The sequence below is a fragment of the Acinetobacter sp. genome (assembly GCF_036666595.1).
In the GTDB taxonomy this organism is placed as follows: Bacteria; Pseudomonadota; Gammaproteobacteria; order Pseudomonadales; family Moraxellaceae; genus Acinetobacter.
This window is the reverse complement of record NZ_JAVWVO010000001.1, coordinates 80,495-104,606: the sequence shown is the minus strand read 5'-3', so window position 1 is coordinate 104,606 and position 24,112 is coordinate 80,495. Positions and strand designations below refer to the sequence as shown.

Genomic DNA, 24,112 nt, shown 5'->3' with positions numbered 1-24,112 from the left:
TAACTGCTGCCTTTCCTTAGGTATTAGATAATCAATCAATCAATTAAATAAATGGCTTTATATATTTATTTACTACGTAAATAGAACCATTTTTACTTAAATGGCCGTAATCAACTTGTAATAATCCATTAGGAGTTTTAGTTTCACAAAAGTATTTAGAATCTCGTACATCACACATTTGTCGAATAAGTGAAATATACGAAACACCTTCAATATTTAAGTTCTTTACAATATTTTCACCTATTAAATCAGCTTTGATGATTTTTAAATCTAATCCAATATCATTAATTCTTGATTGATCTGAATAAAAGTTTTCATCTTTAATTTCTACTCTTGGTAATGAAGGTCGCCATTGTGGTACAGCACCAACAATAATAATTTTTTCGACACCTAATTCCTTAAGTCTACTAATTATTGATTTCCAATTTGATTTATCATGTTCATTCTGTTGAGCAATAATTACAATTGATGGCTTTAATTCTTTAATTTTCTCTAAGGCTATCAAGTTTGCTTTATCGCAAGCTTGTTTAGTTTCACCAATTAGCGTAGCTGCCGCTGTTAAAGAAGCTTTACAACCTGAAGAACTAACTTGATAAAAACTATAGCTAGAAAATGATTTTCTCAACCCAAGTGATAAAGCTTGAGAGTGCGAATCCCCCCACAAAAAAATAGACTTCATTGAATTTTTCTTATTTATACAACTGTCATCAATACCATTAAAACCATGTTCTGTCAGATTAGAGTAAACATCACATTGCAGCATATACGCATCACCAATATTTTTATGTTCATCTAAAGAACTTTCGATAAGCAACGCCTGTGGAGTGTTTGCTGCACTTCTAATCTTTAGATTGGCGCCTTGAGTAATAAAAATAGAAAAAGAAATAGTAATAACAACTAAACATGATCCTGAAATAATTAAATTTGGTTTAAGTAAATTTTTACTCTTAAGTTTATTTCCAATTCCTTTTTCAATATATTTTGCAGAAAAATAACCAACCACTATTGAGGTAGCTATTCCAAAAATAATAAATGAAATATTATCCTGTAGATTCTTATTGTACATCCAATAAACAATGGGCCAATGCCATAAATATATTGAATAAGATGCAGTACCAAGGAATTGAGCAATTTTATTATTTGTGAATATTGACTCTTGGTTCTGAACGTAAAGAATTAATGCCGTACCGAGTGTCGGCATGAGTGTGTATAAGCTTGACCATGGCGTGTCTGCTGTGAACAAGTACAGCGATGCAACAACTGCTGAAAACCCCAAAATTTCCCATACATTTTTGGATATTTTATTTAAATTTGGCTTAGGCACGAAGTATAAAAAACCACCCAAAATCATTTCCCATGCACGAGTGGGCAGCAAATAAAATGATGCTGAAGGCCGATATGTAGATACAAAGTGTGCCAATACTAGTGAAACTAGAAATAATGCTATAAGCGAGTAGATTGTTTTATTTTTCAGTAATCGATATGCGATTATTAAATAAATTGGTAGCAATAAATAAAATTGCCACTCCACCGATAGCGACCATGTATGAAGTAGAATTTTCTCATGTGCATCGGCATCAAAATAACCTGACTCACGCCAATATATTATATTTGAGGCAAAAAAAAGACTGGCAATAATATGTTTACTTAAGGATTTAAAATCAGCAGGAATTAACTCAAACCAGCCAGCAATAAGTAAAAAAATACACAGTATTGCAAGAGCTGGTATTATTCGAATTGCTCGATTTGTATAAAATTGTATGATTGAAAATTGATGGTTTTTTAAACCATCCATGATAATTTTTGTCATAAGAAACCCTGAAATGACAAAAAAAACGTCAACTCCAACAAATCCGCCGGTAAACCCGAAAACTCCGAAATGGAATAAAACAACAAATAAAACTGCATATGCACGGAGGCCATTTATATCGTATCTAAAGTTCATTTTTTAAAAAATTTAATTTTGATAGCTGTATTCTATATATTTTACTGACACATACCACCTTTCTGACTAGAATAAGCCAAAATTTGAATCATTTTGCTAAATTGTGTCATGTCATTCACTAATAAAGCAGTTATAAAATTGGAACTAAAAATACCATATAGCTTAATTCTCTTTTTTAACTTATGTTTGTGTAAGAAATAGTCGACTTAGCATAAAACTAAGTCGGTTTTCCATTAAAAATCTGTGGATAAGTTGGTGTTTTCGCCATTCTTACGCCAAATTAAATTAAGTTATTGTTTGATTTTTCCGCACCTTGACATCGTAGAGGTCTCCAGTTCGAATCTGGATATACCTACACAAAAATCGTTGACATATCAACACATTAAAGCCCACTTAAAAAGTGGGCTTTTTGTTTTAGGGGTATTTTCGGGGAATGGCGTAATTCCCCAATGTGGAAAACTCGCACATTTAAACTTAAAACCAATTATTAACGATAGCTGATCCGCTCAAGTTTTGGCACATGATAACTATTATAAGAATATGTTTTAATGCATAAAGTCGATTAGATCCCAAAGTGGATTTGAATAAGATCATTAAGTCTGGGCCTAAATTTCATTTGGAAAATTAGTAAAATGCTTAAGAAGAACTCACCAATTTTAATGCTAATAATTACTGTAGTTGGGGCACTCATTTACACTGTATTTGGCGGTAGTAATTTATTCCTCAGAAAACCCTCTATGGTCGATTCAAAATGTTATGGCGTTGATGTTCCAGCATCAGTTAAGTACCACAAAGCAGAATTATTCTGCTCATGTATTCATGTGGGTGGGCATGTGAGTAAATAAGAAAATTATAAATATTGTCTAGATAGATTTACTAAGTAAATCTGAAATGTACCAAAGCTGATGATTCAAGTTGTGAAAGCATCAGCTTATTGGCATGATGAACGATAGCTAATCCGCTCTGGTTTAGGTGCTTCATGACCCTAGCGCTCAGTTATCTTCACAGTTGCATTGCCAACCAGTACCTGCGCGTACTTCTTTCCATACTTTTGTGTGATGTTATAAATGCCCAAGGCACGTAAGTCATGCAGCGATGGTCGTTGATTTGGCTCTAAGTGATCAAGCCAGATCGGGCACGCAATGAGGCTCTCGACTGTCGTGTTTATGCTTTGGCCGCTTTGAAAATTATGCAACCGAATTTAAAGCGTGTGTCTATTGAAATTGATGAACCTCAGGTTAAAAAACAGGTTGATCAAAATACTGCAGAAGTTAAAAAACTGTTGTATCGGTAGTTGTTCCAGCGTCTAATAATACTGTGATTAAAAAGAAAAAGGTTTTTGGGAATAAAAAATAATCATTATGATGAATATTAAAGCCTCCTTCAGGAGGCTGTTTTTTATAATTGTGAATAATGAAAAATACCACTTAAATTTTGCAAGTCTAGTAACTAAATTTAGCTGAAATTGTTACAATGGCCGACTCTAAATTAGTAATAGAAAATAGTGATGCTGAGCGCATACGGAAAGAATATGCTCGCCCTCATTCACTAAGTCATTTTGTTAATTCAAAAATAATTTACTTGATAGATTTATTATATTGTTGAAGGATAGCTTTGTGAAAAAAATATTAATAGGAATGTTTTTTGTTTCAGTGCTTTGGCTAATGCTGAATCATTAGAATGTGCTAGTAATTACTCTTTATTTGAAGAAATTGTTCAGATGAAATCTGATGCAAACATGATGGGTAATGAAAGTGAAATTCTTAAGTTTCTATAAAAATATGATTACTCTTCTTTGTTTAATGAGAAACACCCAAATAAAAAATTCTGGGGATTTAAAAATTATGACGCAGATAGACAATATTGGGCTGAAGATGAATGGATTGATATTAAGGTTTATAATAAAAGGATAGTAAACTAGCGAAATATAACGATAAAAATGAATTAAATCCCTATTTTTATGAATTGTTAGACTACAAATATAATGCTGTTACTCCAGTTGGAGAGGTGTGCATTATTCCTGTTCAGGCGTATGCAAGAATAGAGTCAGAAGGAGAGGAATTGGGATTTGAAGCAATGTTAGTAGATTATTTCTTTGTTCGAGATATTCTGAGTGATCAATGGCGCGTTTTAGATTATGGGTTCCATTTTTTAGATCAAGATTTGAAAGAGTTCTTTCCTGGTTTACAAGTAGATATTAAGAATGGATTGAATACAGGGGTTATTGCTGCTGAGGATTTAATAAAAGCCTCCATAGATGATCAATAATAAAAATTTCAATATACGAACCTCCTTCGGGAGGTTTTTTTACAATTGTGAATAATGAAAAGAACCACTTAAAAAATAATGATAACACTAAGAAAAAGCGAAGTTTTGGTTAGAAAAATACATGAGTGGTCAATTTTTTCCCAACCAAATCAAAGCGGGTACGACATTTAAATTCAATCTGAATTTAACGGCATGTCCTGCATCTGATTGGACAATTTATGCATATCTACGCGGTTCAAGAGCAATTGATCTGCATTCTACAGCGCAGGGAAATATGCATGTATTCAGAGCGTCTGCAAATCTCTCAAAAGAGTATCATGCTGGACATTATGGTTTTTTACTTCGTACAGTGTATTCTGACACGGGTGAGGTAGAAGAACTTGAATCAGGTGTGCTTGAGATTAAAGCGGATCTTGCATCAATTTCAGAAAATGCCGATTTGAGAAGCCATGCACAAAAAACCTTAACGGCATTAGAAGCAGTCATCGAAAGTCGTGCCATCTTAAGTGAGGACTTTCGTATAAGCTCTATAATGTTAAATAGCTGTTGGATTCGATAATTTTTATATAAGAAGTTATTTTAAAAAAAATTAATACATATGTAATATTTAGTATATGAGAATATAAGCACCATCTTTTTTAAAGAAATTTAACTTAATGGTTTTTCATCAAAAATATTTTTTCCAAGCAAGTTTTATTACCATGGCTATTGGTTTTGGTATGAATTTACATGCAAGTGAAGTCAGTCAAAATGATAAAAATATTGAAAAAGTTGTTACCCAATCATTTAAGCCACTTATGGATGAGTACGGTGTAGCTGGTATGGCTATAGGTGTAATTTACAACGGTAAAAGTTATGAAAAATATTATGGTGTCCGATCTAGAGATGACAATAAAAGTGTAAATAGTCAGACACTTTTTGAGCTAGGTTCTTTAAGTAAAACTTTTACTGCTGTTTCAGGTACATATGCTAAAAACCAAGGCAAAATAATGTTTAACGATCATCCTAGTAAATATGTGCCTGCTTTAAGAAACTCAGAAATTGATAAAGTAAATTTATTAGAATTAGTAACTTATACAAGTGGTAATTTGCCATTACAATTTCCAAATCATGTCAAAACAGATAAGCAAATAATAGAGTATTTCAAAAATTGGAAAGCTAAGAATCCTTCTGGTACTTATCGTGAATACTCAAACCCAAGTATAGGTCTATTCGGGTACTTAACTGCAAAATCGATGAATGTCCCTTTCTCTTCATTATTAGAGGAAATTATTTTTCCTCAACTTAATTTGAGACATACATACGTCAATGTTCCAGAAGCACAAAAAACGAACTATGCTTTTGGTTATGATGAAAATAACAAGCCAATTCAGGTTAATCCTGGTCCATTGTCGGATGAGGCGTATGGTGTTAAATCAACACTCCCAGATATGCTTAAGTTTGTAAATTCGAATCTTAATGTAGATACCAATAGCCCTGCTATGAAAAAAGCTATACTGGATACACATAAAGGATATTTTAGAGTTGCTGATAGCGGTATGACACAAGCGCTAGGATGGGAGATGTTTTCTTATCCCACTACTTCTGAAATTCTACAGGCTAGTAATTCAAAACAAATTTTATTGGGCTCAAATCCTGTTGTAAAAGAATTATCGCAACCAAAGTTTAAAGTTTTTCATAAAACAGGTTCGACCAATGGCTTTGGGGCGTATGTTTTATTTATTCCAGAAGAAGGATTTGGATTGGTTATGTTAATGAATAAAAAGATACCAAATGTAGATCGTATCAAAGCTGCATATAATGTTTTTGAGTTATTGAAAGACAATAAACTTTCTTTAAAATGAACATAATACGCTTTATACGGCATACTTGAAATTTTCATAAAAGTATCAAAATCTTATATGAGAACATGATAGGGTTCAGCGCACTATCATGGTTTCTTTTTATTTTGTCCAAAAGAAAAGGGGATAATGAATTATCCCCTTCAGTTGTTACGAACTCTTAGAAGTTGTAACGAATACCTAATGAATAGTCATGTGAAGTTAGGTCAGCTGTGCTCTTTAAGTCAAAACCACCTAATTGGACATTGTTGTTCTTAAATTCAATTTCGCCAGCATCTACATAGCGGTAAGCTAGATCAAGAGCAACATTTTCAGTAACTTTATATGCTACGCCAGCACCAGCTGACCAAGTGAAACTGTTACTTGTATCAGATAGTCCTAAGTTAGCTTCTTCAGTAAATTCTGGGTTCAATGTTTGAGTATTCTTAACACGAGTTACACCCGCGCCAGCGCTTACGTATGGTGTAAATTTAGATGTGTTTTTGAAGTCATAGAAAGCATTAAACATCAAAGACTGAGTACGTAGCTCATTGATGAAGAAGCTAGAAATTCCTTCTGGTGCATCGATAGTTTGAGAATTACCCTCAGCTTCAATCGTCGCTTTGTCTATGCTAGGGCTAAATTTAGCTTTGTCTTTGTAAGTGTATTCCAATTCAGCACGAGCATTTACGTTACTGATTTTGCTGAAGTCGAAGCCGATCGCAGCAGAGATGCTTGGATAGATGTTTTTATCAGCATCATCATTATGCAAAGTTTGTTTGAAATCGAAGTCAGATTCAGAAGGTGAAAGTTGATCTTTGCTATTGTCGAATTTTGTATCGCTGATACCCGCTTTAAGCGAAGTATAGAAACCGTTGTCAGCATAAGCTAAGCTTGAAAACGAAATAGCTGTGACTAATAGTAATTGTTTCATCATGTAACTCAACTGTAATTATTGTGTAAATAGTATCGTATTTTTCATGTACTTCTATTGCATTTTGTTACATTTTTGGTCGCATTACTCTAAACTTTTGTGATTCTTTTCTAGTAATTTTGAATTAGTGAGATCTGAAAAGTAGAGTGGTATGGGGATGCTTTTTTTATGTCAAACTTGTTCAGGAGCTTGAGTTTTTAGGTTCAATTGAAGCCATTAAGGGAGTCTTAATTGGTGATAGTTTTATTGAAAAAATAAGAATTATGATTCGCGATTGATCTGTTATTATCGATATGTAGATTTAGTGCATCTGTTGTGTTACATCAGAAGTCTTTCTTATTTATAATTACGCCGTCAACAAAGGGTTGATAGATATGGCCGTAATTATTATGGATATGGCAAATAATATTTTTTCAAGCACACACAAATCTTTGCAGTAGGTCTGCTGACCATAGCATTAGTTGGATGCGCAACCACACCGACTAAACCATTGTTGGGAACTAACCAGATATTGACATCAGATGGTCAAATCCAATCAAAACAAGGGATTATGTTGTCCATATTAATAAAATGGATACTACCTCAACTCATTATAAAGAAATTGAAAGATATGGTTTACCTGTTCGAGTGACTGTCGCTAATCTAAGTAAGAAAAAGCTCACATTTGGATCAGGACAAGTACAGCTTATTAAAAATGGAATGCCTATCAATGCTTTAACCACAACATCACTCTATGATATTCAGAAAAAGAAAGATCGTAACGATGCAATCTTAGCAGGTGCAATGGGTGCGTTTGCTTTTGGTGTAGTGGGAGCTTTATCGGGAGATACATCATTGGCCCAATCTACACAGCAGCAAATGGTAGATAGTATTAATTTGACTTCTAATAACTATAATAAGTCAATTAAATACACACCGATAGTATGAATGCGTTAACTCAACAAGTAACTTGTTCTGTACTCAATATAACTGAGTTAAAGCCAAAGCAAGTGGTTGATGGTTTAGTGTTTTTTGAAAAAGTGAAAACAAGTGACCCGATTACTGTCGTTGTTCAAACGGCAGGCGTAGAACATAAAGCTGTTTTCCAGAAGTAAACAATATGTTTTTTAAATTTAAAAACTTAAATTACAAGAAACTTAGTGTTATTTCTAAGTCAGCCCTGATACTTACAACAGTGCTATATATTGGCCAGCAAACTTTTGCTTCTGAAGATGATGTTGATGCTTTGCTCAATCAGGCACAAAAAATGGTGATCTGCGTCTAAATAAGGCGAATAAAGAGGCTAGAATACAATTTGACGCGGCTAATGCCAGTTATAGTGAATATAGTAAGCAAATTATTGATCAGCCGATAAATAATATGTCAAATACATATGGTTATTCGGGATTAACTGTTTCAAATAATTCTAAGGGAATAAACACGCTTAGAAGCCTTGAGTTTACTCAGAAAATGGTGGACAGCACCAGTTGTCGTGGAACTTATAACCAACTTGCACCTGTGATAAAAAGTTATCAAGATTCTGGGCTTCGAGAAATGCGCAATAGTGTTTTAAATACAGATGTTGCTGATTTAATCCGACAAGCAAAAACTAAGGTGGGCAATAAGGAAAAAACAATAGAATTGTCGAGAATGCAGGCAACTGAGCATGACAAGGTGGCTGCAGATGCTGCACAATCATCCTCAGAAACATGGGGAGGTTTGTGAAGATCTTGTTGTCCAGTTGAACAGAGGTCGACTTCCTTTGAATATTCAATGCAATAATTCGCTATCTTATATGGGAATTTGTGCATCAGTGGGGAAGCGTCGCTTCAAAGTTTACCACAGAAATATTGAGAAAATGCTGGTAATGACTTTTGTATGAAATAACTTTTGAAAGTGGATAAAGCGCTGTGAGGCACTTTACTTGTCATAAAAATTGTTTACAAAGTGAGTAACGTTCATAAATTTAAGACATTTAATACGAGAATATTTTTTATTATATTTATTGTAATTTCACTAACAGCTTGTGCTTCAATAAAATACATTGATAATCCAGATAAATATTTTGATTTACTAGGGGAAATAATAGATAGTAAAAAAGTTTCTAGAGTTTGTTAATGAGGAATTTCCAGCAAGCCTATTTTATGATTAAACTGTAATTTTAGTAGAAATGGGATAGAAATTTTAGTAAAAAACTGGAGGATAGTGCAAATCAAGCTTTATATGCCAGATCCAAAACCGGAACTACCCTTTACAAATTATCGTAGTCATAAGTTACCTTTAGGTCTTAAGAGTAATGATACAGAGCAAGAAGTTATTTCAAAATTAGGTATGAATGAAAATACTAATAAAAACCCACACCGTAATGTGAATGAATATGAGATAGATAATTTAAGCGTTGCAATTGATAATACTACTCAAATAATTATATATGTTGAAATGTTCGAACAATCGTCTTCTGCTGATAAATAGTTAAATAATGGATCAAGTAAATAAATCATTATGATTGACAGTCAAAAAAAATTTTATCATTTGGGGCATATATCAGCAATATTGCTTTTACTGCTATATTTTATACTTATGTTTATTGAGAGGAGTTATATTAAAAACAATGATAATAATTCGATAAAGCTACTGAATGGCTTGGATCAACCAGATGTCTGCCCAAAAGTATAAGGCTGAATTTTACTTACTTTTATAGAGCATTTTTAGCAGGATGTTTATTACATACATATCAAAGGAATGATTAGGCTCATATGGATATAGAAAACATTCTCATTGCTTTAGGCTTTTTTGCTTTTTGTGGAGGCTTAATTGATGCTGCTGTTGGTGGTGGTGGATTAGTCCAATTGCCTGCACTTATACATGCACTACCACAGTATAGTTTGGCGACAGTTTTCGGAACGAATAAATTTGCAGTTCTGGCAGGAACACTATCCTCTATTTTTACTTATATAAAAAGAATAAAAATTGTATGGGTGCTGATGTTACCTACCATGATTTCCGCCTTTATTTTTGCATTTTTAGGAGCGATGTCTGTTTCATTTATTCCCAAAGAGTTAATGAAATATATTGTTTTCTTTCTATTAGTCGTTATGGCCATTTATACCTTTATTAAGAAAGATTTAGGCCAAATTCATAGTTATATTCAATGTGGTAAAAGAGAAATTTTATTGGGTATATTCTTTGGTGCACTCATTGGGTTTTATGATGGAGTCTTTGGCCCTGGTAGCGGAAGTTTTTTACTTTTCTTATTTGTTAAATGTTTTGGATTTGATTTCTTAAATGCTTCAGCTTCTGCCAAACTGGTCAATTTAGGAACATTCAGTGCATCTCTCTTGTTTTTTATCCCTGCTGGCCATGTTCTATGGAACATTGGCGTGATTGTGGCTGTATGCAATATCGCTGGATCTATTTTAGGTTCATTTTTGGCTTTACGTTATGGAAGTGGCTTTATTCGAATATTTTTCCTGATTTTACTGGTCTTTTTGATCGGGCGAATGGGCATGTCTATTTTTGTTGCATAACGCTATGCTCTTGAATGGACATGTTTTAGAGTTCTAGCAGATCATCGCAAAACGTGGCTGGAAATAATAAATCAATAATGTGAATACAAAGGGAGCAATATAGGCGTGAATCCATAATATCTTTTTACCTTGTTTATTGGTCCATAGACGCTTTTACATATAGAGAAAAAGACCAAAAAGATAGAGTAGTTACTTCTTATGAATTTCAATGTTTCTAATGCTTTTGAATATCCCAAGACAAGCTTAGCAAATCTGAAAATAATCATCGCTGAAGCATTTTTTCTCTTTGGGCATTAATTAACGCTTTATTTCGGCTTTCACTTTCTTCTAAGTTTAATGCACGAGTATCATGATTGATTAAATAATAATGTGACCTTTCAAATGCGCTCATATTTGCGGTATGCCTACGGTCTTCCTGTGTTTTGAATAAATCGTTTTCATGTTGTTGTATTGAATTTAATTCTTGCTGTTCGGCAGATTTAAAAAAATCAAATGGCTGTTGAGTTGATTTCACCTGCAAACTTGGTTTTTCTAATGTATATAGCTGAGGTTGAGCCAAAGAATGTGACGATGTCATGATGGTTGTAGTAAAAATGATCCCATACACAGCTAAAAACATGTTTCTTTTCATTAAGTTTGTCCAATTTTTAAAGCTGCATATTTTAAAGTAAAATTACATAAATAGGGTAGTATTTCTAAAAGGTGAAGGTGATTAAAAGTTTAGAACTCCATTCCTTTTTGGTGTGATTTTTGATTATCTTTTTCACGCTGCTGATATTTAGCTTGAAACTAAACTTGGGCAAAAGGCAGTATCTATATAAGATGACAATCATCAATAGAAATGTTTCACAGAATTGTTAAGTTTTCTATCGATGGTCGGGAAGAACATAGTTCAATTTCGGTAAACCCAGCCTGCTATTGGTATTTAGGTTACAGGCTAATATGTTCTAGGGTTTACAAAAAAATTATGATGAGAGTCGTTATAATTGATTATAGATTGATATTTAAGCTAATTGTTTTTTGATATAAAAATATGTAAGTAATTAAAATAAAACAATAAATATTTGTAAAGAATGGGTTTGTATAGCTTTGAAAAAAGGATCATTTTTTTTATCAATAAATGTACTGGATTATAAATGTTTACATCATAAATTATGAGATTAATAATAATGATTATCACTAATGATTACTTAACCTACATTATGACTTCACAATTTCGAATAAAAACTCTTAGCCTAGCTGTTCAATCCATCTTGGTTTACGGGGGAATAACACATTTTACTTGGGCCGCTGAACAAAATCAAAGAGCGGATACAGCAACACTCGAGACCATTACATCTAAAGCGACAGTCAGTGATAAAACAGAGGGGACGGGAAGTTTTAAAGCAAATAAATCAAAATCTTCATCAAAACTAGATTTAAGTTTAAAAGAAACTCCTCAGTCCGTAAGTGTCATTACACAAGAACAAATTGAACAGCGTAATCTTGTCAGTATCGACGATGTAATGGCGGCGACACCAGGTGTAACTGCAACCAAACAAGATAGTGAACGTTCAAGTTACTATGCCCGCGGTTTTTCTATTACCAACCGACAAATTGATGGTATGCCAGTAGGAGACAATAGTCCGCGTGCGGATAGTTTTTTCTTCGACCGAGTTGAGGTAATTAAAGGGGCAAGTGGTCTAACTGGATCAACAGGGAATCCATCAGCGACGATTAACATGGTGCGTAAGCGTCCAAATAAAGAATTCTCAGGCAGCGTAAGTTCAACATATGGCAGCTGGGATAATACTCGTGTAACAGCTGATGTCTCGATTCCCTTGACTCAAGATGGCAGTGTACGTAGTAGGGTAATGGCTGCATATACGGATAAAGAATCCTACATGGATTTCTATGAGCTAAAATCAACTGCGGCCATGGCCATTGTAGAAGCAGATTTAACCGATAATACGACGGCATCAGTCGGGTTCCAATATCAAGATAATGACCCTAAAGGGTCAACATGGGGAACAGTTCCTTACTTTAATGCGGATGGTAGCCTTGCTCACTTGCCACGAAACTTTAGTTTAACGACAGACTGGAGTGCAATTAAGCATAAAGATGAAACTATTTTTGCAGATATTCAGCATCATTTTGACAACGGTTGGATGGTAAAAGCAGCTGCCGCACATAGTACGTCGGATAATAGTTGGTTCGTTGCTTACGGGGGAAGCGGGTTCCCAGATCCTTTAACGGGTAAAGGTCTGAGTATATGGACTCAGCTATCACCTTACTCAGAGAGTAAAAAACTCAATTTAGACTTATATGCAACAGGTCCTTTTCAACTACTTGGTCGCGAGCATGAGTTAATTGTAGGTTACAGTGGCTTTAAATCAGAGACTACATCGCAATCTGTAAAGCCATTTCCGAAATTGGGATATGAAGCCGACATTCCTGATTATCGTGATTGGACGGGGGATTTGCCAAAGCCAACCTATGTTAAAACGGGTGCTGGGAGTAAAACCACCACAGAGTTATTTGGTTACTATTCAACACTACGTCTGAATTTATCCGATCCACTTAAGTTGATTTTAGGGGGGCGTTTTAATACTTATGATTATAAAAATGAGACATGGACAGCAGACTCAAATAAAGCTTTGTCAGCTAAACCACGTAGCTTTGAGCAGTTTGTTCCTTATGTGGGGGTACTTTATGATTTCAATGATAATTACACTGCTTATGCAAGCTATACGGATATGTTTACACCTTCGGGTAGAAGGGATAGAACGGGCGATTACTTAGATCCAGAAATTGGTAATAGTACAGAACTCGGAATTAAAGCTGAATTTTTTGATGCCCAATTATTAACAACGGCCGCCGTATTTTGGTCATCCGTCAAAGATCTTGCTGTTGAAGATAAGGAATATCGCGATGGTGTAGCCAATAAAACTATTCCTAAAGTAGATAATATGGATACGGCATATATGTCCTCTGGTAAAGGACTAAAAGTGAATGGCTTTGAAATTGAGGCAATTGGTAAGTTACAAGACAATTGGAATGTGAGTGCTGGTTATACCTATGTGAATAGTGTGAGTTCAGCAATATCAAACTCAACGACCACAATTCCACAAAACCAAGTTAAGTTTTTTACCAGCTATACATTGCCAGAAAACTGGTGGGATGGGGCTAATAAGCTCACTGTCGGTGGTGGAGTCAATTGGCAAAGTGAGATATTTCAGAATTGGGGAAGCGCCCCGAAGAATGCCTATAACGGCGGAACAGTCGTTCAAAAATCGTATTATTTAGCCAATGCCTTTGCGAGTTATAAGTTTAGTGATGAGTTGTCTGCGAGCTTAAATATTAATAACTTGTTTGATGAAAAATACTATCTCAATGTGGGCTTCTATAATGGCGTATATTGGGGTGAGCCAAGAAATGTAACGTTTACAGTCCGCGCAAAATTTTAAATTTTATTTAGTCAAAAAAACCGCCTAAAAGGGCGGTTTTTTTATACAAAAATGTTGCAAATTATTTACCAATCACTATAATCGCGAACGATTATCAATTATAATTATGGTCTTAATAATATGTTAAATAAAATATTTTTCAATCATAAGGTTCTGAGTGTTGCGATTCAAGGTATTCTAGGGGTGAGCATCTTTTCGAGCATGGCTTATGCTGAAGACACTCAGCCAGAGAAACTGGCAACGATTACAGTCACAGCAAGCCAAACCGAACATGATCAAAAAAGTGCACCAGCAACCATTAGTGTCATTACCCAAGAAGACTTAGCAAAACGACCTGTTTATGATCTTGCAGATGCCTTACAACAGAGTGCGGGTATCCATATCAATACATCCTCTGCTTATGGTCGTAAAGAAATTAAAATTCGTGGATTAGACTCAGACTACACTTTGATATTGGTCAATGGACGCCGTGTGAATTCTAGAGATGCATTAACCTCTAATTATTCAAATGACTTTGATTTGTCATCTATTCCTTTGGCTGCTGTTGACCGAATTGAGGTGGTGCGTGGCCCAATGTCTTCCATATATGGTGCAGATGCTTTGGGCGGCGTCGTCAACATTATTTTAAAGAAACCTAGTGAGCAATTAGAGGCTGCATTTAACTATAGTTATGAATTACCAACTGAAGGAGATGATGGAGCAATTCATAAAGCAAGTGCCTACATTGGTGGTAGCCTGATTGAAAATAAACTCTTGGCAAATTTGGTACTTGAGGGTGTAGATCAACAGGCTTGGCGTTCTGAGCAAAGCATCTATAAAAATACGGATGCAGCGGAAAAACGTAAAGGTTTCAGCATCCTTTCAAATGTCAGTTGGCTGATTAATGATAACCAGACTTTAGATGTTGATTTAACCCATCGTTTTGATGACCGTAAAGCGGTATGGAACAACTATGGTTTGTCATTTCCAACCAATATCCAAGAAATGGACCGTACCAGTGTTGGGCTGACATATTCTGCGAACTGGAATGATATCAACAGCAGACTGCGCTATTACTATGAAAACGTGGACTTGATGGATAACTCAGAAATCATCACCAATTTGTATAAAAAGAAGGGAGATATTCAGCAAACCAACCATACATTTGATGCTCAAGTGAGTGGACATATTGGAGAGCAGCATTTAGTGACTGGTGGAGCCGAGTTCCGTAAAACAGAATTAGAACATAATCAAAACTTGAATGGATCGGCATCGGTAAATCAAACGGCATTATATCTACAAGATGAATGGAAACTTGATCGACTCTCTCTGACCTTTGCCGGACGCTTTGATGACTATGATAGCTTTGGCAGCGAGTTTAGCCCACGCTTCTACAGTGTGTATCAAGTCACGGACAAATTTAATTTTAAAGGGGGGATTGGTAAATCATTTAAGGCACCGAGTCTTTCACAATCCGATCCTACATATTCGGTATTGGCCTGCCGTGGGATGTGTCAGGTGGTGGGAAACCCTGACCTAGAACCTGAAACTGCAACAAGTTATGAGTTTGGTGGTGTGTATGAAAATGATCAGTTTTATGCAAGTTTAATGTACTTCGATAATGACATTAAAAACATGATTGTAAGCGATGGTTGGAGAGCGGGATATCGTCCTAGAGTCATGACTTATACCAATGTACATTCTGCATCAGTCAAAGGTGTCGAACTCGAGAGCCAGTATGATGTGAATGATGCTTTAGGTGTGAAGTTTAATTACACTTATTCAGATGCTAAAAATAAAGATACTGACAAAGAATTAGACTATAGCCCACGTCATACAGGCAATATGGCTTTGGATTGGCATGTGAATGACGCGTTGGGCTTGAACCTAAACTATCAATATATTGGTAGCCAAATGCTCTATGTACCTGCCATTTCTAATAGTAAAAAATCGGATGATTACCATGTTTTAGGCCTAAGTGGGCAGTATCAATTTAATCCGAGTTTTACTATGCAAGCGGGGATTAAAAACTTAACCAATACTAAGCGCGATGATGTTGCACGTTCAATTGATTACATTTTAATGGGTCGAACTGCTTTTGTTGGATTTAATTTTAAGTATTGATTTAAACGGTGATAAGTTTAAAAGCACCTTTGGGTGCTTTTAATGGCCTCGCGTTTTAAGATGCCTTTCCTCTAAATAATGTCAGAGACTGTGGATGAGCATATGGTTGAATATCCATCATTTTCACGTGATAGGGCCAATATCGCCTTGAGTGTATTCTGTTCGATCAACTGTCTAAGTTGAAGATAAAGTTGCTTCAGGCTTTCGAAAATATCTTTCACTAGGGTATGATGACTGGCCTGTGATTGCTGGGGCAAAAATCCCAAAACTGTACCAACAGTAAAAAATAATCACTTGCTTTTTATAATAATTTTTATTTTTATTGGGTAAATTAGATGACCAAAAGTCACAATTTTGTGGGTTTAAAAAGACAATTTTTTCCTTCTGTTTTAGCACTTGCAATTGGTAGTGTTCTCGTGGGTTGCGGAGGAGGAGGTGGGGGAGGTTTGGCTGAAACGAGTTCTCATATCACGCAACCACCAACTAAAGGAGAAAATAATCCTGGTTCTGGTGGTCAAGATACGGGTACTGGCGGTGAGAAAAATCCTAATTCAGCATATATCTATGATCCGAAAAAATTTAATGTTGAAGAGCCTGATACTTCCCTAAATAAAGTGGGTGTGGGGGTGCTAGATTCTGGTGTGGGTACCAATGATTATTTAGAAGATTCTGTCAAAAAGGTTTTCCGTTATATTGAGGACTATCAAGCAGGGACTCTTACACGTGAAGACTTAACACATCGTGGGATTGATATTCAAGATATTGATCCTGGAACGCATGGCACGATTGTTGCACAAATTATTGCAGGTAAAATCCCTTCGGATGCAAGATATCCGGTAACCAGAAGCATTGAAGGAATCGCTAAAGATATTGCTGAAATTTATGGTGTTTCTACAAGCGAGAGCAATAACGGTATCGGTTATGCAACCACAGCATATCAAGCTGCGCTGAATCTTAATCAAGAGTATGGCGTGAAGTTATTTAATGGTTCCTTCGGTACTGTGGGTATGCGCGGGATTTTCCATGATGACGTTACTCAATATGCGGCGCGTTTAGCCGATGGTGGTTCTTTAGTGGTCATGGCAACAGGTAACGCTGGTCTTGCTGTGCCAAGTGATGAGGTGCTGCTGCCAACCCGAAATAGTGCAATTGAAAAAGGCTGGTTGGCTGTTACAGGTTTAAATGAGGAACATACTGATTTGTATCGCAATACCAAAGGAGAGGGTGCAAATAATTGTGGACTTGCTGCACGTTGGTGCTTAGCTGCTGATTATATCGTTGGCCCTATTCAAAGCGATAGTGCAGGTGGCTTGATTATGTTCTATGGAACATCGGGTGCAACGCCACAAGTTACCTCTGCTGCAGCATTGGTATGGAGTAAATATCCATGGATGACCAATGATCAAGTACGACAAGTATTACTCACTAATGCCGACTATATGGATGATGGTTCTGGTCTCAATCAACTCTATAACGAGCGATTTGGCTGGGGTGCACTGGATATCTGGAATTCTTTAAGTGGCCCGCAGTCCTTTTTAACAGTGTTTAATGAAAACTTCGAAGCAAACGTGACATCCAATGTTGCGATTTTTTCTAATGACATTGATGGCGATGCAGGTCTTATTAAACAAGGAGCTGGTACCTTGGTAATGGCTGGTGACAGCAATTATACGGGAGCAACAGATGTCCAATTAGGCAAGTTACAAGTCACTGGAAATATTAATTCTACCGTGCGTGTGGGAACGAGTGGGACTTTATCTGGTACAGGTCAGACAGGAGCTGTGGTCAATCAAGGAATTGTTTCAACCCAAGATGGTCGTTTAACGGTAAACGGTAACTATACGCAAGAAAGTACTGGAACTCTTGCTTATGGTTTAGAGCACTATTTAACCGTGAAAGGCAATGCAACACTTGCTGGAAAGCTCGAAGTTTCTGCACAGAATAAAGGCATGGTGACAGAAGGAACGCATCAGGTACTGAATGCAAATCATGTTGCAGGTCAGTTTGATCGTTATAGCTCGACTAGTGCATTTTTAACTGTGAAAGGGTTGAATCAGACCAACAAAGATGTTGCGGTAGATGTTGCACTTGCGGATGCAAAAACAGCAGGAACGCTGAGTGGTGGGATTTCTAATGCTTCAGGTGAGTTGCTGAATAAACTAATGGCGAAGGCCAATACACAAGCAGTTTCAGGTCAATCGACGCAGTTAACGGACTATGTGGCTAATGTACAAAAAGTGGCAACGGCAACAGCAGCACAGGCAGTGTTGAACTCAAATGCGGGTGCTTTATTTGCAGAGACGCCATCAGTATTGCTTCGTAATGATACCTTGGTTAATGCACAAATTGCACAGCGCTCATATCAAGTGAGTAAACATGGGCTAACAGGGGCATGGGTAACAGCAGGCTATTTAGATAATACCAGTGAAGCAAAAGGTTGGGATACTGTTGAGTCTGAAATTAAGACCCTATCTGCAGGTGCTGACTTCAAAGTGACAGACCATGCTATTTTAGGTGCCTACATTTCAGACTACAACGAAGACTCTAAATTTAGCGCATCGAATGGCAAGAGCGAAACTGAGCTGACAACAATAGGTATATATGGTCAGTGGTTATCAGATCGTAACTATTATGCTGCTGCAAATGCACAATATGGCTTTGGTGATACAACTTTCGACAGAACTGTGACCGATGGCATCAAGACTGACGCGAGCCATGCTAAAGCCGATTTAGATAAATATGGTATTTATACTGAGTTTGGCTATGCTCTGCCAACGGAGCAATTCTCCATTTCCCCATACGTTGCACTTAGTCATAATGCTGTATCTCTAGATCAAGTGAAAGAGTCGAGTGATCTAGGCGTGACGGTTGGTGATACGACTGCCAAAGAAAGCAAAGCACATGTTGGAACGCGTGCAGACTATCAAGTGACACAGCAGCTGAAGTTGGGTGGTTATGCGGAATATGCATATGCCTTTGATCGTTCATTGCCGAATGTCAGTTTGACATCAAACATTGATCATTCAGTAGATGTTCGCTATCGCGCACCGTCATTTGACAAAGACTTTTTACTTTATGGCCTAGGCTTTAATTATTTAACAGCAAACTCTAAATGGAATATTTTTGGAGATGTGGCTGGGAATGCACTTAATGCAGAAGATTATCAAATGCAGCTTGGTCTGAAATATGCATTTTAAGTTTTTTGCTAAATAAATCGTGATTTGAAAGTAAAATAAAGGTCATGTAGGACTTGTCCCACATGACCTTTTTTAATAAACGCTTAGATATGACGTTTATTTCTTAAACTCAGTAATCTGGATTGGCTTATCTTTGACAAACTCGACAATGCCTTCACTTCCTTTGATGTGAATAGAAACACCTTTGCCGTCAGTCATGAGCATACCACTTGCTGCTGGTGCACTTTTCAGCATGAATGTTCGATCGGAGTTATCCGTCATCATCGCTGTTTCAAAATTATCAGATGACTTCAGTTCAATGGTTAAATCCATTGGGCCAGTGAAGTGAATCACTTGTGTTTCTGCAGCATTACTGCCTGATGTATTTTCTTGAGTGACTTTTCCCGTTGGTGCAGAAGTACAGCCCACTAAGGCTAAAGTAATGAGTGTTGCACCTAAAATATTTTTCATAAAACTGACCTTTTTATATATAAATCATAAGTCCGTATATACTATTTGTTATACCTTAAGTTTAAAAGTTTGCTTTACATTCGCCTTACATAAATGGAGCTTTACGCTGTATAAACGTACTTTTATTCACCTTAAATGATTCAAAATACGGTTCAAAGTGTTGATTTAAACCTTACACAATAGAGTAAATTGATATTTAAAAGTTCAATTTATTCAGTGGCATTAAATGCGTCATGATAACTGACAACACCCTGAGGTATTTCTCCATTGAAACTAAGGGCTTGAAAGTATTCGCTAGGAACACCAGGTAAAACCAACTCTAGATAAGGTCGAAACCCAAAGCGATGATAATAATTTGGATCGCCTAATAGAACACAGCCTTTGGCACCCAGTTGTTTTAATTTTTCAAGGGATGCCTGCATCAGCTGTGACCCAATGCCCAAACCTTGTTTAGTTGGGCAGACAGAAATTGGGCCTAGGCCATACCAACCTGTTGTACCTGTCGAGATAGATACAGGTGAAATGGCGACATGACCGATAATTGAATCATCTTCAACAGCAACCAAAGAAATCGTAAGTTGACCGCTTTTTCGGAGGCTGTTCACAATGAATTGTTCCGTATGGCTGGTATGTTCTGCATTTAAAAATGCAGTGAGAGTCAAGGTCTCAATGCCTTCAATATCTTCTGGCTGTTCGTCTCGAATTATGATGTTCATTCACAAATCCTTCTCGGTTTAGGGTTGAGCTGAAAATGCTCGTTAATCTTTGTTCTTTAAGTGAGTGATTTTAACCAACTCTAAACAGCTCAGACCAGTTGGTCAAATAGGCAGGGGAGCGATTGCACTGATTCATTTGCCAAGGTTCTTTTTTCTCATGGCAAACCCCTAAAGAAATCATATTTTTACCAAAACGTTCAGCAATGGCATCCATTGTATTGGAGAGTTCTTCACGGTCATTTTTATGGCTATAGTCGGTAAAAAGATCATGCACAAATTTAGATTTATCTATAATTTCCAAAAGGACGATGCCCGCCTTTTTGTATTTAAACCCTGACTTGTAAATTTGGTCAATGCCTTTCATGGCCGCCTGTGTAATTTCAAATAGATCATCGGTATGTTCATGCATATGCACAATGGTATAGGGCGAGTAACGTTCACTTTGGCTAAAACGACCTGTTTGAATATACACCCCGATCATCTTACAAATAGAGCGATCATGACGCAGACGTTTCACTGCACTGGCAACATATAAGCGTACAGAGGCTTTGATGTCATCAATTTCATACACAGCTTGACCGTATGAGCGACTACTAATAATTTGCTTATGTGCAACCGCATCACTTTCAATATTGATGCAAGACATCCCTTGAAGTTCACGGACAGTCTTTTCCATCACTATGCTAAATTGCTTTTTAATTTCACTCGGCTTGGAGTCGATCAAATCTAAAATCGTATAAATACCCATCGCGTTCAGCTTTTTGCAGTTCTGTCGACCGACGCCCCAGACTTCACCGACCTCCACATCTGCAAGCATGTATTCAGCAGTACATGGATCCATGTGTGCCAAATTGCACACGCCATTCAACGCCTTATTTTTCTTGGCTAAATGATTGGCTATTTTGGCTTCTGTTTTGGAACGACCAATTCCAATACAGCAGGGAAGACCAAGCCACTGCCATGCTTTGTCTTTCATGTCTTTGGCATAGTCAGTGAGGTTAAATAAATGCTCATAAGCCGTTAGCTTTAAAAAACATTCATCAATGGAATAGATCTCTTGTTCATCGGCTGCCACATATTGCCCCAATAACTGCATGAAGCGGCGAGACATTTCCCCATATAAAGCATAGTTACTCGAAAACACGTGAATATTATGCTGCTGGACAAGTTCTTGAATTTGAAAAAAAGGGACAGCCATGCCAATGCCGAGATCCTTGGCTTCTTGGCTTCGAGCAACTACACAACCATCATTATTACTTAATACAATCACAGGGCAGTCATTGAGCTTTGGATTAAATACGCGTTCACACGAGACATAGCAATTATTCACGTCAACGAGCGCGAATATTTCAGTTTCATTTTTCATGTTGCTTCTTCTTATTATTCTTAACGGTGGTACAGACGTTTTAAGTTAAACGTCACCACTCCCCAAATGACAAAGGTTTGATTTTCTGTAGGAATAATATGTTCATATTCAGGGTTTTCAGCTTTCAACCAAAGTTGAGGCAAGGGATAATTTTCATCTCCAAAAATGTCTTTGATGTCCGACTTTGACATTTTGTTTGTCATCATCAGTCTTTTAATCGTGGAGTCATTATTATCAATTAAAGCCACCACAATGTCGTAGTGTTTGGCTTCAATACTCCGATCAATAATAATCGGGTCATTTACTTCAAGACCTGCGCCTAACATTGACTCACTGTCTACATGAGCGATGAACGTTGAAATGGGGTTTTGTATTAAGAACTCATTGAGATCGATGGCTTTGCCTTGCTCATCTTTCGTGCTGAAGGCTGGGCCTGCTGGAATGCGTTCTAAAGAAACAGGAATAGAGACTTTGGACTGAGGTAAAACAGGAGTCAGCCCAAGTTGATCCGCAAGTTCAGCTTGCTGCGCAATTTGTTCGAGCATGCTATTGATGGTGGGACTGGGTTTACCTTCTGGCCCCATGAGATCTTGTAAAGACGACCATGCGTCGTCCGAGAAGTAGATGGGTAACTTCTTTGACATGGTGAATACTCCTACGCTACAAGGCGTGTTTGGAAGTGTAATCTGTCTGTTTAGAATATGCTGATGTGAGGGGAAACTCAAATTTAAAAACACTGAATAAACAATGCTCCGTCAATATTGGTCACGGATAAGAAAAGTAAGAAACTTTCTTTTGGATGATAAATAGCCCTTTGATCAGGGCTATTATTGGAAGTGATTATATCGTTAAGCCAATGATTTAAATGAAAACTTAGGGATTAGTTCCTAAAAACTCAAAAGGTTTGGTGACTTTAAAGGATGCATTGGCTTTGCCTGCATATGTCATCGCTTGGTCTGGGCCAAGTTCTAACTTCTTAGTTTGACCATCTTTAAAGTTAATCTCTTTTAAATCGACCCAAAACACATTGGGTGAAACAGCAGATTCAAAGAAGTATAAACCACGTTTATGGTCGACCACTGTACGCCAACGGGTTGAGGAAATATTCGGTTCTTCTTCAGTGTTCAATCCAAAGGGTACGGACGCATTGCGAATGACACCAAAAACACTCGCTAATGAGTGTTTATAATTCGCATTTTTCGGGATGGCATTGATATAAAAAGATGCTCTCGCAAAACGATCGGCCGCACGGTTTGTACCCGGAAGCATGGTTGTTCCACCAATTTGCTTCCAATAAGCATTTAGCGCCAACTGCTGATCAAAGATTGGTGAGTTGGTCATGACTTGGTACTGGCGACTGTGATGAATCACTTGTTTCCCGCCAATATATTCAATGATGGCACTGTCGCCTGTGGCATCTGAAATGGATAAATGCAGTGTCGCTAACCGTTTTTCACCCGGAACTTGGTCGGTCACCACCGTGAACGGTTCTTTTTCCAATGCCTGAATGGCCTCATTCACCGTGGCATAATTATCTAAGACATATTGCGCCCACAGTGAAATGCCCAAAGGTGGCTTTTTAGAGGTTTTCACATTTGGATATTCAGATTCAACCAACCACAGTAAGTTTGCCATTAGCCCTTTTTCATTGACGCCGTCGGTAGTAGATATGTCATAACCCGTTGCAACCACACTGCCGTACTTGGATGTCCATTGAATCGATTTTGGCCCCGCCATACCATTACGTTTGACATTATTGGGTAAAATCCACAAGTTGGTTCCAACATCGCTTTTCCAGTCCATCGAACGTGCTGTCATGACGTCATTATTGCCCAGATAAACCACACGGGTACATGCCATAGCTGCTTCTGCTACCACAAATATTCCTGCGGCAAATAATACTTTTTTTAATACATTGTTCATTATCATGCTCTCTTAGAAAATAGGTAACTGTGGTGTTAAATGTCTTAATAAAAATTGTTCGCTTTATAATCGTGTTCAAAATAACGATAACCTGTTCCGAGATTTATTTTGGATTGCTTTGAGTTGTGCAGTCTCAGGAGATAGATACGCTTGATTGTAAATTCTATAACTGGTTTGATCTAATTGGGTATTTAAGACAATAGACAGGGACAATGCATATTTTTTTTTAGAGGTTGCAGCTGTTTTCCAGTCAGCAAAAGAATTCAAGTTTTCTTGGCTTATTGTGTTGTCTACATCTGCACCAAAGGCATACTTATTCGGGGCTAGTATTAACGCGCCTTGCAAGCCTTCTATAAAGCGCTCAGCCTGAGTGCTTTGGCTCATAAAAATACCGATCGAAAGTAATGAATATATTTTTATTTTCATGTCATTCCCTTT

At 36.9% G+C, this 24,112-nt stretch carries 21 protein-coding genes; 12 read left to right on the top strand and 9 right to left on the bottom strand.

The annotated features are described in order from the left end of the window. Positions 1-43 precede the first annotated feature (43 nt). Positions 44-1,945 carry an acyltransferase family protein gene (locus RR876_RS00480; protein ID WP_332477089.1) on the bottom strand — a complete coding sequence of 634 codons (1,902 nt, stop codon included), beginning with the start codon at positions 1,943-1,945 and terminating at the stop codon, positions 44-46. 1,117 nt (positions 1,946-3,062) lie between these two features. On the opposite strand from RR876_RS00480, the gene RR876_RS00475 reads away from it, so the two are divergent. From RR876_RS00475 to blaMCA, 4 genes are all read left to right on the top strand, one after another. Next, entirely contained in the window at positions 3,063-3,239 is a 177-nt protein-coding gene (locus tag RR876_RS00475) for a terminase gpA endonuclease subunit (RefSeq protein WP_332477090.1), read from the top strand. A gap of 671 nt (positions 3,240-3,910) precedes the next feature. Then, on the top strand, positions 3,911-4,213 hold the full coding sequence (locus RR876_RS00470) for a hypothetical protein (protein WP_332477091.1): 303 nt from the start codon (positions 3,911-3,913) through the stop codon (positions 4,211-4,213). Between the two features lie 121 nt (positions 4,214-4,334). Continuing rightward, positions 4,335-4,772 (top strand): hypothetical protein, encoded by a 438-nt coding sequence (locus tag RR876_RS00465; protein ID WP_332477092.1) that lies wholly within the window; start codon positions 4,335-4,337, stop codon positions 4,770-4,772. A 97-nt stretch (positions 4,773-4,869) separates the two neighbouring features. After that, on the top strand, positions 4,870-6,057 hold the full coding sequence (gene blaMCA / locus RR876_RS00460; protein WP_332477093.1) for an MCA family class C beta-lactamase: 1,188 nt from the start codon (positions 4,870-4,872) through the stop codon (positions 6,055-6,057). 157 nt (positions 6,058-6,214) lie between these two features. Here blaMCA and RR876_RS00455 read toward each other — a convergent pair whose 3' ends face one another. Continuing rightward, a complete protein-coding gene (locus RR876_RS00455; RefSeq protein WP_332477094.1) occupies positions 6,215-6,970 on the bottom strand; it encodes an outer membrane beta-barrel protein in 756 nt (251 codons plus the stop codon). Between the two features lie 567 nt (positions 6,971-7,537). On the opposite strand from RR876_RS00455, the gene RR876_RS00450 reads away from it, so the two are divergent. The 5 genes from RR876_RS00450 (at position 7,538) to RR876_RS00430 (ending at position 10,473) form a co-directional block, all read left to right on the top strand. Then, positions 7,538-7,894 (top strand): hypothetical protein, encoded by a 357-nt coding sequence (locus RR876_RS00450; RefSeq protein ID WP_332477095.1) that lies wholly within the window; start codon positions 7,538-7,540, stop codon positions 7,892-7,894. Further along, entirely contained in the window at positions 7,891-8,061 is a 171-nt protein-coding gene (locus RR876_RS00445) for a hypothetical protein (protein ID WP_332477096.1), read from the top strand. The genes RR876_RS00450 and RR876_RS00445 overlap by 4 nt, the downstream gene beginning before the upstream one ends. A gap of 265 nt (positions 8,062-8,326) precedes the next feature. Next, entirely contained in the window at positions 8,327-8,671 is a 345-nt protein-coding gene (locus RR876_RS00440; RefSeq protein WP_332477097.1) for a hypothetical protein, read from the top strand. 480 nt (positions 8,672-9,151) lie between these two features. Further along, positions 9,152-9,418, top strand: a complete 267-nt coding sequence (locus RR876_RS00435; RefSeq protein WP_332477098.1) for a hypothetical protein — start codon at positions 9,152-9,154, stop codon at positions 9,416-9,418. Between the two features lie 284 nt (positions 9,419-9,702). Continuing rightward, complete coding sequence (locus RR876_RS00430; protein ID WP_332477099.1) at positions 9,703-10,473, top strand: TSUP family transporter; 771 nt, start codon at positions 9,703-9,705, stop codon at positions 10,471-10,473. A gap of 262 nt (positions 10,474-10,735) precedes the next feature. Here RR876_RS00430 and RR876_RS00425 read toward each other — a convergent pair whose 3' ends face one another. Continuing rightward, positions 10,736-11,104 carry a hypothetical protein gene (locus RR876_RS00425; protein WP_332477100.1) on the bottom strand — a complete coding sequence of 123 codons (369 nt, stop codon included), beginning with the start codon at positions 11,102-11,104 and terminating at the stop codon, positions 10,736-10,738. Positions 11,105-11,675: 571 nt separating this feature from the next. Here RR876_RS00425 and RR876_RS00420 point away from each other — a divergent pair. The 3 genes from RR876_RS00420 to RR876_RS00410 all read left to right on the top strand — a co-directional run bounded on the left by RR876_RS00420 (position 11,676) and on the right by RR876_RS00410 (position 19,219). Continuing rightward, entirely contained in the window at positions 11,676-13,919 is a 2,244-nt protein-coding gene (locus RR876_RS00420) for a TonB-dependent siderophore receptor (RefSeq protein WP_332477158.1), read from the top strand. Between the two features lie 120 nt (positions 13,920-14,039). After that, positions 14,040-16,022 (top strand): TonB-dependent receptor, encoded by a 1,983-nt coding sequence (locus tag RR876_RS00415; RefSeq protein WP_332477101.1) that lies wholly within the window; start codon positions 14,040-14,042, stop codon positions 16,020-16,022. A 335-nt stretch (positions 16,023-16,357) separates the two neighbouring features. After that, positions 16,358-19,219, top strand: coding sequence for an autotransporter domain-containing protein (locus RR876_RS00410; RefSeq protein ID WP_332477102.1), 2,862 nt, complete (start codon positions 16,358-16,360; stop codon positions 19,217-19,219). A gap of 96 nt (positions 19,220-19,315) precedes the next feature. On the opposite strand, the gene RR876_RS00405 is transcribed toward RR876_RS00410, so the two are convergent. The 6 genes from RR876_RS00405 to RR876_RS00380 form a co-directional block, all read right to left on the bottom strand. Next, complete coding sequence (locus RR876_RS00405; RefSeq protein ID WP_224466467.1) at positions 19,316-19,669, bottom strand: hypothetical protein; 354 nt, start codon at positions 19,667-19,669, stop codon at positions 19,316-19,318. 209 nt (positions 19,670-19,878) lie between these two features. Beyond that, positions 19,879-20,385: an N-acetyltransferase gene (locus tag RR876_RS00400; protein WP_332477103.1), complete on the bottom strand. Its 507-nt coding sequence runs from the start codon at positions 20,383-20,385 to the stop codon at positions 19,879-19,881. A gap of 70 nt (positions 20,386-20,455) precedes the next feature. After that, the gene (locus RR876_RS00395) at positions 20,456-21,751 is read right to left on the bottom strand and encodes a Y-family DNA polymerase (protein WP_332477104.1); all 1,296 of its coding nucleotides are present in this window, start codon (positions 21,749-21,751) and stop codon (positions 20,456-20,458) included. Between the two features lie 20 nt (positions 21,752-21,771). Continuing rightward, entirely contained in the window at positions 21,772-22,395 is a 624-nt protein-coding gene (gene umuD / locus RR876_RS00390; RefSeq protein ID WP_332477105.1) for a translesion error-prone DNA polymerase V autoproteolytic subunit, read from the bottom strand. A gap of 229 nt (positions 22,396-22,624) precedes the next feature. Next, positions 22,625-23,674, bottom strand: coding sequence for a linear amide C-N hydrolase (locus RR876_RS00385; RefSeq protein WP_332477106.1), 1,050 nt, complete (start codon positions 23,672-23,674; stop codon positions 22,625-22,627). A gap of 75 nt (positions 23,675-23,749) precedes the next feature. Beyond that, positions 23,750-24,100 (bottom strand): hypothetical protein, encoded by a 351-nt coding sequence (locus RR876_RS00380; protein WP_332477107.1) that lies wholly within the window; start codon positions 24,098-24,100, stop codon positions 23,750-23,752. Positions 24,101-24,112 lie beyond the last annotated feature (12 nt).

Excerpts from the sequence above, each read along its gene's own strand:
- RR876_RS00480 (WP_332477089.1), bottom strand. The coding sequence starts at position 1,945 with ATGAACTTTAGATACGATATAAATGGCCTCCGTGCATATGCAGTTTTA.
- RR876_RS00465 (WP_332477092.1), top strand. The coding sequence starts at position 4,335 with ATGAGTGGTCAATTTTTTCCCAACCAAATCAAAGCGGGTACGACATTT.
- blaMCA (WP_332477093.1), top strand. The coding sequence starts at position 4,870 with ATGGTTTTTCATCAAAAATATTTTTTCCAAGCAAGTTTTATTACCATG.
- RR876_RS00455 (WP_332477094.1), bottom strand. The coding sequence starts at position 6,970 with ATGATGAAACAATTACTATTAGTCACAGCTATTTCGTTTTCAAGCTTA.
- RR876_RS00450 (WP_332477095.1), top strand. The coding sequence starts at position 7,538 with ATGGATACTACCTCAACTCATTATAAAGAAATTGAAAGATATGGTTTA.
- RR876_RS00445 (WP_332477096.1), top strand. The coding sequence starts at position 7,891 with ATGAATGCGTTAACTCAACAAGTAACTTGTTCTGTACTCAATATAACT.
- RR876_RS00440 (WP_332477097.1), top strand. The coding sequence starts at position 8,327 with ATGTCAAATACATATGGTTATTCGGGATTAACTGTTTCAAATAATTCT.
- RR876_RS00430 (WP_332477099.1), top strand. The coding sequence starts at position 9,703 with ATGGATATAGAAAACATTCTCATTGCTTTAGGCTTTTTTGCTTTTTGT.
- RR876_RS00425 (WP_332477100.1), bottom strand. The coding sequence starts at position 11,104 with ATGAAAAGAAACATGTTTTTAGCTGTGTATGGGATCATTTTTACTACA.
- RR876_RS00420 (WP_332477158.1), top strand. The coding sequence starts at position 11,676 with ATGACTTCACAATTTCGAATAAAAACTCTTAGCCTAGCTGTTCAATCC.
- RR876_RS00415 (WP_332477101.1), top strand. The coding sequence starts at position 14,040 with ATGTTAAATAAAATATTTTTCAATCATAAGGTTCTGAGTGTTGCGATT.
- RR876_RS00410 (WP_332477102.1), top strand. The coding sequence starts at position 16,358 with ATGACCAAAAGTCACAATTTTGTGGGTTTAAAAAGACAATTTTTTCCT.
- RR876_RS00405 (WP_224466467.1), bottom strand. The coding sequence starts at position 19,669 with ATGAAAAATATTTTAGGTGCAACACTCATTACTTTAGCCTTAGTGGGC.
- RR876_RS00400 (WP_332477103.1), bottom strand. The coding sequence starts at position 20,385 with ATGAACATCATAATTCGAGACGAACAGCCAGAAGATATTGAAGGCATT.
- RR876_RS00395 (WP_332477104.1), bottom strand. The coding sequence starts at position 21,751 with ATGAAAAATGAAACTGAAATATTCGCGCTCGTTGACGTGAATAATTGC.
- umuD (WP_332477105.1), bottom strand. The coding sequence starts at position 22,395 with ATGTCAAAGAAGTTACCCATCTACTTCTCGGACGACGCATGGTCGTCT.
- RR876_RS00385 (WP_332477106.1), bottom strand. The coding sequence starts at position 23,674 with ATGAACAATGTATTAAAAAAAGTATTATTTGCCGCAGGAATATTTGTG.
- RR876_RS00380 (WP_332477107.1), bottom strand. The coding sequence starts at position 24,100 with ATGAAAATAAAAATATATTCATTACTTTCGATCGGTATTTTTATGAGC.